The following is a 13,575-nucleotide window of genomic DNA, read 5'->3' on the forward strand; positions in this document are numbered from 1 at the left end:
TCAACGGAGAGCGAATGACCGAATGAACACCTTTGCGTATGAAATTCGGAGCAGTCGTCGGAATCCATCCCGTTGCACGTCGTCGAGGCCGAGCTATCGCTGGCCGAGGTCTACGACAAGGTGGAGCTGTTGAGCTAGCGTTCGCGCGCCTGAGAATTGATCTCAGAACCAAAACTCCGGATAACGCCGACCACCCGGGGTGTTGCTGATCCGTTCTGGGGCAGCCATCTTGGTGTTGACTGGCTTCATTGGCGCTGGCGACATCCTCTAAGGAACCGATGATCTATCAGCCCAATCGGCGTAGGAGCGGCGAGCGAGGCCGATTTTTCGGCGCAATGCGAGTTTTTCGCGATAAAGATGCCTGATTGGAGCCGATTTCACCTCATTTCTGCCTGGCGCCCGGATATTGGGCGCACCTCTCCTGTCACTGGCCCAACAATGGCTTGCGCAGCAGGTAGAGGTTGGCCAGTGCAAACAGCACTTGCCAGTGCACGCTGTTCTTCTTCAGCCCCTTGTAGCGGACCTTCTTGTGGCCGAAGAGGTTCTTGACCACGTGGAAGGGATATTCCACGCGCGAGCGAATCTGGGCCTTGCGCCGCTCGAATGCGCGTGTGAGGTCTTTCAGGGTGCCGTCGGCCATTGTCTTGACTTGGCTGCGCTTGGCGGCGATGAACCCGTCGATCTCGCGCTTGTTGAGCGCTTCGCGCTTCTCAGCGCCAAGGTAGCCCGCATCGGCAAAGACCTGCGTCTCCCCGCCGTGCAGCAGGTGCTCGGTGGCGTTGATATCGGCGACATTGGCCGCCGTGCAGTGCACGCTGTGCACCGCGCCACTGTCACGGTCGGTGCCGATGTGCGCCTTCATGCCGACATACCATTGGTTGCCCTTGCGCGTGGAGTGCATCTCAGGATCGCGCTGTTTCTTGGCGTTCTTGGTCGAGGACGGGGCGGCGACGAGGGTGGCATCGACCAGGGTGCCTTGGCTGAGCAGCAGCCTGCGGGCCTTGAGCCCGGCGTTGACCCGCTCGAGCAACCGTTGGCCAAGATCGTTCGCCTCGAGCAGGCGGCGGAACTTGGGCAGGGTGGTGGCATCGGGCACCGAGTTCTGCAGCAGGTCGATGCCAAGAAAGCCGCGAAAGGCTTGGCTGTCGTAGACGGCGTCCTCGAGCGCCTCGTCGGCCAAGGCGAACCACTGCTGCAGGAAGTACAGGCGTAGCAGGCGCTCAAGCGGCACCGGTGGGCGCCCGCGACCGCGACCATGCTCCTGATAATAGTGGGGGCGGACCACCTCCAGCAGCTCCTCCCAGGCCACCACCTGCTCCATCTCGGCGAGAAACCGGTCCCGGCGCGTGCGCTTGCGCTTGTTGGCATACTCAACCTGGGAGAAGGTCAGTTGTTGGTGCATCCTGAGGGCTCCAGAGCAGGTGGGACGGGCGATGCTTAGGATATCAGCCTGGCCCTATCGGTCGCCGGAATAAATCATCGTTTCCCTAATGCTCGCCCTTGGTGCGCAGCAGCCCAGCCAGCGCGTGCTTCCGATATTTGGACAGATACCTGCGCGCGCCATCGTGCTGTCGCCTTAGCTGGCGCTTGCTTGACTGTCGCCCGTGCTCAGCTTCAGGCTGTCGATTGAGCACGCAGTGACCTGATCAGCATGGATGATCCGTTTGCATCCCCCGATTTCATCCCAACCCCCGCCCCTTTCATTTCCAGCCAGATCCTGATGAGCGAATATCAATCCTTCGAATTCCAAGCCCTCGACCGACCATTGAGCGCCGAGGAGATGGCCGAGCTGCGACGCTGCTCGACACGCGCCGAGATCACCCCGACCCGGTTCTGGAACGAGTACCAGTGGGGCGACTTCAAGGGCAACCCGCAGCGTTGGATAGAGCGCTATTTCGATGCCTTCCTCCACGTCGCCAACTGGGGCACGCACTGGCTGGCTCTCGTCCCTGATCGGTGTGCGCGCGAGCCTGATGCGAGGCGACCGTCGCAGTCTGTATCTCGGCTGGCTGTCGCAGGCCGGCGCCGGCTTTCTGGATGAGGTCTCTGATGAGCCACCGGTTCCGCCCGGGCTTGGCGAGCTGGATGCGACCCATCGCGCCTTGGCCGATTTCCTGCGCATCTCGAACGATTTGGTTGTCGCCGCCTCGGAGTCCAGTGCATCGCTGCAAGCGCGAGGGGTTGGCGCGGCTGATATCACGCGCTGGGTGACCGAGCGCTCGGCGACCGAGAAAGATGCCCTGCTGACTGATCTGATCGTCGGCGACCAACCACACCGCCTCGCGGTGCTGCGGCAGCGGATCGAGCGCGAGCTGAATCCGCCCGCTCTCGGGGACGGCTCGGATGCACGCAGGACGGTGGGTGAACTGCTCGCGCGCGCCGACACCCTCAGCCGCGAGCGTCGGGCACGCGAGACGGCGGCACGCGCTGCCGAACAGGCGCGCAAGGCAGCCGAGGCCGCTGCGGCGCGCAAACGCTCTCTTGCCGCGCTACGTGGTCAAGAGGAGGCGCTATGGCGCAAGGTTGATGACTTGATCGACCATCGCCAAGCGTCCTCCTACCAGGAAGCGGTAGAGCGGCTCAAGGACCTGCGCGATCTCGCGGAAGCCGATGGCACACTCGATGCCTTTTCCGCGCGCCTTCGACGGCTGCGGGACATGCAGGGTCGCAAGCCAGCGCTCATGCGCCGGCTTGATCAGGCCGGGTTGGTTGACTGATCGGCGGTTTGGCTTGTATGGAAGACGATACTCATAGAAGCCCTGATGGACATCGCAAGGAATCCGACTCAACCGCTGAGAAATAGGGACAAGGCAGGTACGAGGACGCGAGCTAGTACAAAGAAAAAGCGCTTCGGTTTCCCGTAAGCGCTTGTTTCTATTGGCTCCCCGAACTGGACTCGAACCAGTGACCCACTGATTAACAGTCAGTTGCTCTACCAACTGAGCTATCGGGGAATAGACTGAGCCGCATACTCTAGCGGCCCTCTTTCTTCGAGTCAAGCGTTTCTTGCGTGAGCCTGTGCTCAACCCTTAAGAGGCTGTCGGGGAAGCGCGGTCTCTGAAGATAACGTCTAGAGGGACCGATGGCGCAAACACTGGGTTGATAGTGAGTTGATGAGCCTAGTATCGATAGAGGAAATCAGGGAGCGCGCCGCGTTTCGGTGCATAATAGGCGCTGCCCCATCGCCCATCCTTGCCTCATCGATTTTGTGTCAGCCAATGGCTCGATCCGCCGTTGGCCGCTTTGGAGTTTTTCGTCCCGTGACCGAGCAATTACGCAACATCGCCATCATCGCCCACGTCGATCATGGCAAAACCACCCTCGTCGATGAGCTGCTGTCCCAATCGGGCACACTCGGAGAGCGTTTCGGCCCGGTCGAGCGAGTCATGGACTCTAACGACCTAGAGCGCGAGCGCGGGATTACCATCCTGTCGAAGAACACCGCGATCGACTGGAATGGCTACCGCATCAATATCGTCGATACCCCCGGCCATGCCGATTTTGGTGGCGAGGTCGAGCGCGTGCTGTCGATGGTCGATTCGGTGCTGCTGCTGGTCGATGCCCAGGAGGGGCCGATGCCGCAGACCCGCTTCGTTACCAGCAAGGCGTTCCAGCATGGGCTGCGGCCGATCCTGGTGGTCAACAAGGTCGACCGGCCAGGCGCGCGGCCGAGCTGGGTGGTCGATCAGGTCTTCGATCTGTTCGATCGGCTCGGCGCGACTGATGAGCAACTCGATTTCCCGATCATCTATGCCTCGGCCATCAACGGCTATGCCGGCCTTGAGGAGGATGTGCACGAAGGCACCATGACGCCGCTGTTCGAGGCCATCGTCGAGCATTGTCCGCCACCGGAGGTGATCCCGGACGCGCCCTTCCAGATGCAGGTCTCGACGCTGGACTATTCGAGCTTCGTCGGCGCCATCGCGGTCGGCCGCATCCGCCGCGGCATCGTCAAGCCGAATCAGCAGATCACCGTGATCAAACGCGATGGTCGGACGCACAAGGCCAAGGTCGGGCTGGTCTACGGCTATCTGGGGCTGGATCGCTTCGAGGTGCCGAGCGCTCATGCGGGCGATATCGTCGCGCTGACCGGCATTGATGCGCCGAATGTCTCGGATACGCTGTGCGACCCGAGCGCGGTCGAGGCGCTGCCGTCGCTGACCGTCGATGAGCCGACGGTGTCGATGACCTTCCAGGTCAACACCTCGCCATTCGCGGGCAAAGAGGGTAAGTACCTGACCTCGCGTCAGCTCAAGGACCGGCTCGAGCGCGAGCTGATCCACAATGTCGCGCTGCGGGTGGAGGAGGGCAACGACCCGGAGAAGTTCCGCGTCTCCGGCCGCGGCGAATTGCATCTGTCGATCCTGCTCGAGAACATGCGCCGCGAGGGCTATGAGCTGGCGGTCTCGCGCCCGGAGGTCATCTTCCGCGAGATCGACGGCGAGATCTGCGAGCCTTACGAGCAGTTGACCGTGGATATGGACGAGACCAGCCAGGGCGCGATCATGCAGGCGCTCGGCGAGCGTCGCGCCGAACTCAAGGACATGGTGCCGGACGGCAAGGGCCGGGTGCGGCTCGACTACGAGGTGCCGTCACGCGGGCTTATCGGTTTCCAGACCGAGTTCATGTCGCTGACCTCGGGCACTGGGCTCAAATACCACGTCTTCGACCATTACGGCCCGGCACACGCAGGCGGTATCGCCAAGCGCCGCAATGGCGCGATGATCGCCAATGCCCAGGGCAAGGTGCTCGGCTATGCGCTGTTCAATCTACAGGATCGTGGCCGAATGCTCGCCGCGCCGGGCGACGAGGTCTATGAGGGACAGATCGTTGGTATCCACTCGCGCGATAACGATCTGGTCGTCAATCCGCTCAAGGCCAAGCAGTTGACCAATATCCGCGCCGCTGGTTCCGATGAGAACATCCTGCTGACGCCGCCGATTCGCTTCACTCTCGAGCAGGCGCTGGAGTTTATCGAGGACGACGAGCTGGTCGAGATCACCCCGAGCGCGATCCGAATCCGCAAGCGCTTCCTGAAGGAGCATGAGCGCAAGCGGGCCGGACGGGGATGAGTTCTCGCTTCAAGCCGCTCGATGATTCGGTCTCAGATGGGCGCAGACGGTAGGTGCTACAGGGCGTCAAATATTGACCGCAGCAGTGTCTTTTGTTTCCAAGAAGATGATCGTGGACTCCCCAGCGTTGTTAGATCGCCGCCTATCCGTCGCGCCGATGATGGACTGGACGGATCGGCACTTCCGCTACTTCGCGCGACTGCTCTCGCGGCACACGCTGCTCTACACCGAGATGGTCACCACCGGCGCGTTGATCCACGGCGATCGCGCGCGCTTCCTGCGCTACGATTCGGCCGAGCATCCGGTCGCACTGCAGCTCGGCGGCTCCGATCCCGCCGAGCTTGCACGCTGCGCGCGCATGGGCGCCGACTGGGGCTACGACGAGATCAACCTCAACGTCGGCTGCCCATCGGATCGGGTACAAAACGGGCGCTTCGGCGCTTGCCTGATGGCCGAGCCTGCGTTGGTGGCGGACTGCGTGGCGGCAATGAAGGCAGCGGTTGCGATTCCGGTCACAGTCAAGAGTCGCATCGGTATCGACGATCGCGATCGTTACGAGGAGCTGGTTGTCTTCACCGAGCGAGTGTCAGCGGCCGGCTGCGATGCGCTGATCGTGCATGCGCGCAAGGCCTGGCTGCAGGGGCTGAGTCCGCGCGAGAACCGCGAGGTGCCGCCACTGCGCTGGGATTGGGTGCTGGCGCTGAAGCGGGATTTTCCGGCGCTGCCAATGGTGCTGAACGGTGGTGTCACCCGGTTGGAACAGGTCGCGGAGCTGTTGGTGTCGCTCGACGGCGTGATGATCGGCCGCGAGGCCTATCAGAACCCCTGGCTGCTGGCCGATGCGGACCAGCGTCTCTTCGGTACCACGAATCCGGTCTCAACGCCGCAACAGGCGTTGGCCGCTTTCATGCCCTATGTTGAGCGCCAACTGGCCGAGGGCGTGCCACTGGCATCAATGACTCGGCATCTGCTCGGCCTCTTCCATGCCTGTCCAGGCGCCAAGGCCTGGCGGCGAACGCTGAGCGAGCAGGCGCATCGCCCTAGCGCCGGAATCGAGGTGCTAACCACGGCGGCCTCTCAGGTGAATCCACGCGCGTCCGAGTCCGAGTTCGCTGATCGTGCATCCCTAGGACGTTCGGTTGGCGCCCGATGAGCTGGCTGCTGCTCGCGCTGCTCTGCGCCTTCAGCGTGGCCTCAGCCGATGCGGCCACCAAGGCCTGGCTGCAGGGCTTCTCGGCGCGCGAGCTGACCCTGATCCGCTTCACGCTCACCGGCGCGCTCTTGTCGCCGTTGCTGTTCTGGCTGCCGAACCCAAGCGCGTTGCCAGCGTCATTCTGGGGATGGCTCACGCTCCTGGTGCCACTGGAGATCGGCGCCATGCTGCTCTACATGGCGGCCATTCGTGATCATCCGCTCTCGCTGACCCTGCCGTATCTCGCCTTTACGCCGGTGTTCTCGATGGTGATCGCGGCGCTTTTGCTCGGCGAGCGGGTGAGCCTGCCCGGCTCGATCGGTGTGTTGCTGATCGTTGCCGGCGCCTGGCTGCTCAACGTCGAGCACGCGCGGCGCGATGACTGGCGCACCTGGCTGCGGCCGCTCGGCGCGATTCGCTGGGAGGCCGGCTCGCGCATGATGCTCGGCGTGGCGCTGCTCTACGGGCTGACCTCGACCCTTGGCAAGGTGGCCTTGCTGTATCTGCCCTCGGCCGCGTTTGGCGCCTTCTATTTCGCGATCATCGGTCTGCTGGCGATTCCGCTCCTGGTGCTGGTGCCGATCGGCGGGGCGCGGTTGTCGCCGCGCCCCGCGTTGCGGCGCTTGGTCCGCCGGCCCGGTGCCGTGCTCGCGGTCGCGGCGCTCAATGGGGTCATGGTGGTGACGCATTTCATGGCGCTGCGTCTGACCGAGGTGGCCTATATGATCGCAGTCAAGCGCAGCAGCCTGCTGTTCGGCATCCTCTACGGGGCGCTGCTGTTTCGCGAGTCGAATCTGGCGAGCCGGATGCCGGGTGGACTGCTCATGGTGAGCGGCGTTTTCGTCATCCTGCTGGCCGGTTGAGCGCCTCGCGTGAATGGTTTATCCCGACTCACGCCACTGCACATGCCGATCTTCCACGGAAATCGGTGCAGAGCGTGCCACCTTTGACCAGATCGCGGGGGGGGGGTTGCCAAGACACAAGCGTGCTGACTTTTTATCAACATTGAACATGGTCGAGTCCGAGCTGAAAACCGCCTTCCCGCCGATTGTCGCCCCTGACGCACGGCTGCTGATCCTGGGCTCGATGCCCGGCGAGGCCTCGCTGCGCCAGCAGCAATACTATGGCCATCCGCGCAACGCCTTCTGGCCGATCATGGGCGAGCTATTCGGGATTCTGCCGCAGGCGGACTATGACGCGCGCTGCGCGGCGCTGAAGGCGCGCCGGATCGCGCTCTGGGACGTCATCGCGGCCTGCGAGCGCCCCGGCAGTCTGGATCAGGCGATTCGACCGGAGACGGTTCGCGTCAATGACTTCGCCGCCTTCTTTGCCCTGGCCCCATCGGTCGATCACCTCCTGTTCAACGGCGGCACCGCCGAGCGTGACTATCGGCGCCGGGTGCTGCCGATGCTTCCCGCGCGGTATCGGCAGATGACGGCGCATCGCCTTCCCTCGACCAGCCCAGCCAACGCCGGGCTGCGCTTCGAGCAGAAGCTTGCGGCCTGGCGTCAACGGCTGGAGTGGCTAGCTGGCTAGAGCCGCCTGTCGGGCCGTCTGTGGGGCCGGCTGAGACTCAGTGCTCCCCGTCGCTGGACTGATAGCCACAGCGGGCGATGCCGCTGCCGGGAATCGGGGTCGAGTCATCATTGAGCGCCGCGCGCAGCCGATCGCAGACGGTCTTCAGCACCTTGATGCGCGCGAAGGGCTTGTCGTCGCCCTCGACTAGGGTCCAGGGCGCATATTCGGTGCTGGTGCGGGCGATCATCTCGTTGACCGCCACCTTGTAGAGCGGCCATTTCTCGCGGTTGCGCCAGTCTTCATCGGTGATCTTGTACTGCTTGTAAGGGGTGTTTTCACGATCCTGGAAGCGCCGCAGTTGCTCATCCTCGCTGACATGGAGCCAGAACTTGAGCAGGATCGAGCCGTTCTCGACCAGTTGTTCCTCGAAGTCGTTGATCTCGGTGTAGGCGCGGCGCCACTCCGCTTCGCTGGCGTAGCCTTCGACGCGCTCGACCAGGACGCGCCCGTACCAGGAGCGATCGTAGATGATGATGTTGCCGGCGCGCGGCAGATGGCGCCAGAAGCGCCACAGATAGTGATGCGCCTTCTCCTCGTCGGTGGGCGCGGCGATCGGGATGGTGCGATAGAGGCGCGCGTCGAGCGCATGCGTGAGGCGGCGGATGGCGCCACCCTTGCCGCCCGCGTCGACGCCTTCGAACACCAGCACCGTGGTGCGCTGCTTGTTGTAGGCCGTCCAGGCCAGCTCGTTGATCTCGCGCTGGTATTGCTTCAACGCCTGCTTGTAGTCATCGCGCTCGAGGGTTTGGCTCAGGTCCAACTGATCGAGCAGGGTGATCTGGGCGCTCGCCGATTCGGGCAGGTTGAGCGGATCAGCGGTCGCCGGCGGCTCCGTCGCCAGCGGCTGCTGGAGCCGGGCGCGGATGGCTTGCAGCAAGGTCTTGCCGACGGTGAGATCGCGATAGCGTTTGTCCTCGGCCTCGATCAGATACCAGGGCGCGATGCCGCGGTCGCTTTGGCGGATGATGCGCTCGGCGACGTACTCGAAGAGTTGATACTGTTCGCTGAATTTCGATTTCTTCGGCAGCATCTTCCAGCGGCTGCGATCATCGCGCGAGAGTTCCTTGAGTCGGCTTTTTTGGTCTTCCTCCGAGAGGTGGAACCAGAACTTCACCACCAAGGCGCCGTCGTGGGTCAGTGAGCGCTCGAAATCGACGATGCGCGCCAGCTCGGCGTCGAGCGCGGCATCGTCGCACTCGCCGCGGAAGCGATGCTCGATCGGCGCCAGGTACCAGCCGCCGAACAGGATGGCGATCTCGCCGCGTGGCGGCAAGGTGCGCCAGAAGCGCCAGTAGCGGGGCCGCTCGCGCTCCTCGTCGCTGAAGTCCCAGAACGCGAAGGTCTGCATGCCGCGCGTGTCGAGCCATTCATTCAGACGGTTGACGACCTCGCCCTTACCGGCGGCCTCGACCCCGGCGACGATGACGATGACCGGGATATGGCTGTCGCGCAGGGTCCGCTGGACCTCCAGCAACTGGGTGCGTAGCTCGTCGCGTTGCGCCTTGAAATCCGCCTTGCTGACCGTGCGGCCAACCTTTGCTGCCTCAAACATCTGCCTGGTCCCCGCTGAGCTGTCGAATCCTCGCCGGCTCGAATCATCGCATGCGGTGGTGATGGCTGATAGTGCCCGGCCGTCATTGAGCGCGCTGCTTCCGGGGGAGGCGCTAGACGGCGCGTTTCATGCGGACCTTATCTGCGTACATATTCTGATCTGCGGCGCGCAAGGTGGTCATCTCGTTATCGCTTTTCGAGGCGCTGGGGAAGAGGGCGCGACCGACGCTGATCGACAGTCTGATCTCCGGATAGCCCGGCACGCGGTTGGCCGCGACCTCCGCTTTCCACTCCGCGATGATGGCATCGGCCTCTTGCTCGGTGTCGATGTCGGCGAGGATGACGACGAATTCATCGCCGCCATAGCGGGCGACGATGTCGCCCTCGCGCGAGCGGCCCATCAGCACCCAGGCGACCACCTTGAGCGCCTCGTCGCCGGCGTGATGGCCGAAGCCATCGTTGACCTGCTTGAAGTCGTTCAGATCGATGAAGGCAAGACAGTGGGTGTCTCCCCGGCGCACGCTACGGTGATACTGGCGATGTAGCGCGTCCTCGAAAAACGCCCGGTTCAGGGCCCCGGTGAGGCCATCGCGGCTGGATTTGAAGCGCAGATTCTCCGCATCCGCCTGCAGCGCCTCCTTTTCCTTGATTTCGGTGATGAGCCGTTCAGTCACCTGTTCCGAGTGGGCCAGCGCCTCGCGTTGTCTCGATACTGCGGCATTGGCGAAATAGGTGATCGAGCCGACGGCGATCATGGCGACCTGGTATTCGGCGGCGCTGGCAAGCAAGCCGAAGGCCGACGCCGAGTAGGCCAGCGCGAAGGCCAACACCGCCAGCACCACATAGACGATCGGCGAGCGGGTCTTGTAGATGATCAACAGCAGTGCGATGACCATCGCATACACGGTAAACGACAGTCCGACCTGGTCGGGATAGGTGTAGGACAGCAACGCGCTGACGAAAAACAGGAGCAACGCCAACGGCAGAGAGAGCAGATCGCGCAGCGGCAGGCGCTTGTGGTGAACCGCGTCCTCGTAGACGAATTGGTAGCGAAGATCCGCGCCGACCAACTCGAGCGCCATCAGATGCAGGTAGGCCAGCGCGATGCTGAGGCAGACCGCCGCCACCATGTCGCCGATCCAGCGCGGCGCGAGGATCTCTTGAAAGGGCATGCCGCCTAGGAGATGCACAACGTAGACGCCCAAAAACGTCGCACCGGCCGCCGCGAAGGGGATCATGATCAGGAAGCGTATGACATGGCTGGGATTGCGCGGGTCGAACAGGCCGTTCGTCATGCGCTGCAGCAGGTACACGCCAGCCCAGTACGGAACGGCGTGGGCGAGCGGATAGCACAGGAGCTTTAGGAGCGAGAGGATCGGGTCCGCGCCCTGCGCGAGGAGCGAGTCGTTCAGCAGCGTCGTCGCCGCCACACAGCAGAACACGATGGGAAAGGCACGGCTTCCCAACAGCAGGAACAGGGCAACCGACAACCCCGCCGGGGCATACCAGAAACTGGCGTGCGAGTGGGAGGCGAGAAACGACGAGAGCTGAAACAGAATCAGTTGAAACGCGATCGAGAAGACCAACAAGATCGCGTAATTCCTCGACAGCATCATGCATCACCCAGGGTCGGTAGGCGGCGTGTACGACCGGCGTCATCGACGGCGACGAAGACCAGCCGACCGGTGGCTACCTCGCGCGGCGCCTCTGGCTGCGAGGCCCGCCGCGCCCAGGCGTTGATATCGACGGTGATCGAGGTCTTGCCGGTGTGCCCGACCCGGGCGTAGAGATCAACGAGGTCGCCGACCCGGATCGGTGCTCGAAACTGGAAGGCATTGATGGCCACGGTCGCTACACGGCCCTTGGCGCGAGCGACGGCCAGGGTGGCCCCGGCGATGTCGGCCTGTGCCAGCAGCCAGCCGCCGAAGATATCGCCATCCGGATTGGTATCGGCCGGCGCCGCGAAGACGCGCAGCGCGAGCTGCCACTCGCTCGTCTCCGGGAACGGGGTCGGATGGGTTGTTGGCAAGGCGGCCTTGTTCATGAGGGCTGGTCTATGAGCGTGGACATGGCAGCTCAGCCTGAACGGGATAGGGTCTGCTTGGTCCGTTCCATCGCTCGCGCCAGATGTGCTTCCGGGGTATGAAAGTGCGGCGAGAACCGTAGTCCACCACCCCGGCTCGCGCACATCAAGCCCTGTTTCATCAACCGTTGATACAGTCGCTGTTGATCAACGCCCGGCACGCGGAAGGTGAGGATGCCCGCGCGCCGGGCCGGCAATAGCGGCGACAGGAGTTCGAAGCCGGCCTGGTCGACGAGTTCGACCAGACGCGCGATGCGGGCCTCGATCGCCGTGGCGATGGTTTCGGCGCCGGTCTCCTCGAGCAGCGAGAGGCTGGCCTCGAGGGCATGGATGCCGAGCATGTTCGGGCTGCCGCACTCGAAGCGCCGCGCGCTCGACGCCGGTTGCCAGTCCGGGCGATCGAAGGCGCCCATGTCCTCGACCATGTGCCAGCCGAATTCGGTGAGGCGCAATTGCGCGCGCAGCTCCGGCCGACACCAGAACAGTGCCAGCCCTTCCGGCCCGAGCAGCCACTTGTGGCCATCGGCGACGAGGAAGTCGACCGGACTCTCGGCGAGATCGAAGGGCAGGGCGCCCAGGCCCTGGATGGCATCCAGACAGAGCAGGATGCCGCGCGCGCGGCAGGCCGTGGCCAGCCGGGCGATGTCGAGGCGTTGTCCGCGTCCATACTGAACCCAACTGATCGCGAGCAAGCGCGTGCGCGCATCGCAAAGCGCGAGGAGCGCGGCTTCGGGATCAGTCGCCGGATCAGCCACCGGATCAGTTGTCGGGTCAACCGCCGGATCAACCGCCGGATCAGCCTCCGCGTTCGATTCCGCCTTCGCCGCTGGCCCCTCGCCGGCGGCGAGATCCAGGGTGCGCAGCTCCACCCCGCGCTCGGCCAATGTCTCCCAGACGATGCGGTTGGAGGGGAACTCCTGGGCGAGACTGACGATGTTGTCGCCAGCCTGCCACTCGAGCCCTTGGGCGACGAATGAGAGGCCCTCCGAGGTGCTTTTCAGTAACGCGATGTCAGCCGCCGACTCGGCGCCGATGAGCCGCGCCGCGCGCTCGCGCAGCCGCTGCTCGACCTCGAGCCAGACTGGATAGCGTTGCGAGCCGAGCCGGCCCTGCTCGGCGGCGAAGCGCGCGACCGCCGCAACGGTGCGTTGCGGCCAGGGCGCGATCGCGGCGTGGTTGAGATAGAGAAGGTCGGGATCGAGGTCGAAGTCCGGGTGCATGAGGTTGGCTGGTCGATGGCGGTGGTCGTTATCATGCCAGGCATGGGGACCGCGATGCCATGCGCACAGGCTGGAGTTATAATCGCTCACCTCGAGCCGCCGCCGCTCCACCGCCGACTCCCGATCCGCCCAGGAAACCCCATGCCCGCAGCCCCCGCGTCCTCGTCCCCTGCATCCAAGTCCCTAGCGTCCAACGGTCTCCTGTTCGTCGTCTCGGCGCCCTCGGGGGCGGGCAAGACCAGCCTGGTCGCCGCACTGCTCGAGCGTGATTCAGCGCTGGCGCTCTCGGTCTCCTACACCACCCGCGCGCGCCGCTCGGGCGAGGTCGATGGCAGGCACTATCATTTCGTCGATCATGCACGCTTCGAGCAAATGATCGCCAAGGGCGCCTTCATCGAGTATGCGCGCGTCTTCGATAACGCCTACGGCACGGCCGAATCCTCGCTGCGCGAGACGCTCGACAGCGGCCAGGATCTGCTGCTCGAGATCGATTGGCAGGGCGCGCGCCAGGTCCGCAAGCGATTTCCGGAGGCGGTGTCGATCTTCATCGTGCCGCCCTCGCTGGCGGCGCTGGAGGAGCGCCTGCGGGGCCGGGGGCAGGACAGCGACGCGGTGATCGGCGAGCGCATGGCCAAGGCCCGTGATGAACTCTCGCACTGGGATGAGTATGGCTATCTCGTGGTCAATGACCACTTCGAGCAGGCGCTCGGCGATCTTGGCGGCATCCTCCAGGCCGAGCGCTTGCGCACACCACGGCAAGCCGCCCGCGAGCAGGACCGACTGCGCTCGATGCTGGGTGGCATGCCGGGTGGGATACCGGGCGACTGACGCGCTCGCCTGCGGCGTCACTCAACTCCGTCGCGATGCAACTCACTCCGT

At 64.1% G+C, this 13,575-nt stretch carries 11 protein-coding genes and 1 tRNA gene; 6 read left to right on the forward strand and 6 right to left on the reverse strand.

Annotated features, from left to right (window positions below):
- Positions 1 to 424: 424 nt before the first annotated feature.
- The gene (locus tag AC54T3_RS13460; RefSeq protein WP_496625504.1) at positions 425 to 1,402 is read right to left on the reverse strand and encodes an IS5 family transposase; all 978 of its coding nucleotides are present in this window, start codon (positions 1,400 to 1,402) and stop codon (positions 425 to 427) included.
- 496 nt (positions 1,403 to 1,898) lie between these two features.
- Here AC54T3_RS13460 and AC54T3_RS13465 point away from each other — a divergent pair, with 496 nt between their 5' ends.
- Complete coding sequence (locus AC54T3_RS13465; protein WP_496625506.1) at positions 1,899 to 2,717, forward strand: hypothetical protein; 819 nt, start codon at positions 1,899 to 1,901, stop codon at positions 2,715 to 2,717.
- A 161-nt stretch (positions 2,718 to 2,878) separates the two neighbouring features.
- Here AC54T3_RS13465 and AC54T3_RS13470 read toward each other — a convergent pair.
- Positions 2,879 to 2,954 (reverse strand) — tRNA-Asn (locus tag AC54T3_RS13470).
- Between the two features lie 306 nt (positions 2,955 to 3,260).
- Between AC54T3_RS13470 and typA the strand changes: the two genes are divergently transcribed.
- The 4 genes from typA to AC54T3_RS13490 all read left to right on the forward strand — a co-directional run bounded on the left by typA (position 3,261) and on the right by AC54T3_RS13490 (position 7,800).
- On the forward strand, positions 3,261 to 5,072 hold the full coding sequence (gene typA, locus AC54T3_RS13475) for a translational GTPase TypA (RefSeq protein ID WP_496625508.1): 1,812 nt from the start codon (positions 3,261 to 3,263) through the stop codon (positions 5,070 to 5,072).
- 106 nt (positions 5,073 to 5,178) lie between these two features.
- Entirely contained in the window at positions 5,179 to 6,225 is a 1,047-nt protein-coding gene (gene dusA / locus AC54T3_RS13480; protein ID WP_496625557.1) for a tRNA dihydrouridine(20/20a) synthase DusA, read from the forward strand.
- Positions 6,222 to 7,127 carry an EamA family transporter gene (locus tag AC54T3_RS13485; RefSeq protein ID WP_496625510.1) on the forward strand — a complete coding sequence of 302 codons (906 nt, stop codon included), beginning with the start codon at positions 6,222 to 6,224 and terminating at the stop codon, positions 7,125 to 7,127. Before dusA ends, AC54T3_RS13485 begins: the two co-directional genes overlap by 4 nt.
- A 148-nt stretch (positions 7,128 to 7,275) precedes the next feature.
- On the forward strand, positions 7,276 to 7,800 hold the full coding sequence (locus AC54T3_RS13490) for a DNA-deoxyinosine glycosylase (protein WP_496625512.1): 525 nt from the start codon (positions 7,276 to 7,278) through the stop codon (positions 7,798 to 7,800).
- Between the two features lie 37 nt (positions 7,801 to 7,837).
- Here AC54T3_RS13490 and pap read toward each other — a convergent pair whose 3' ends face one another.
- The 4 genes from pap to AC54T3_RS13510 form a co-directional block, all read right to left on the reverse strand.
- On the reverse strand, positions 7,838 to 9,394 hold the full coding sequence (gene pap, locus AC54T3_RS13495) for a polyphosphate:AMP phosphotransferase (protein WP_496625514.1): 1,557 nt from the start codon (positions 9,392 to 9,394) through the stop codon (positions 7,838 to 7,840).
- Between the two features lie 112 nt (positions 9,395 to 9,506).
- Positions 9,507 to 11,009, reverse strand: coding sequence for a GGDEF domain-containing protein (locus tag AC54T3_RS13500; protein ID WP_496625516.1), 1,503 nt, complete (start codon positions 11,007 to 11,009; stop codon positions 9,507 to 9,509).
- Entirely contained in the window at positions 11,006 to 11,437 is a 432-nt protein-coding gene (locus tag AC54T3_RS13505) for an acyl-CoA thioesterase (protein WP_496625517.1), read from the reverse strand. Before AC54T3_RS13505 ends, AC54T3_RS13500 begins: the two co-directional genes overlap by 4 nt.
- A gap of 32 nt (positions 11,438 to 11,469) precedes the next feature.
- Positions 11,470 to 12,696, reverse strand: a complete 1,227-nt coding sequence (locus tag AC54T3_RS13510) for an aminotransferase class V-fold PLP-dependent enzyme (protein ID WP_496625519.1) — start codon at positions 12,694 to 12,696, stop codon at positions 11,470 to 11,472.
- Between the two features lie 141 nt (positions 12,697 to 12,837).
- On the opposite strand from AC54T3_RS13510, the gene gmk reads away from it, so the two are divergent.
- Complete coding sequence (gene gmk / locus AC54T3_RS13515; protein ID WP_496625520.1) at positions 12,838 to 13,524, forward strand: guanylate kinase; 687 nt, start codon at positions 12,838 to 12,840, stop codon at positions 13,522 to 13,524.
- The last annotated feature ends 51 nt before the right edge of the window (positions 13,525 to 13,575 follow it).

Source organism: Halochromatium sp. NSM3, assembly GCF_059621085.1.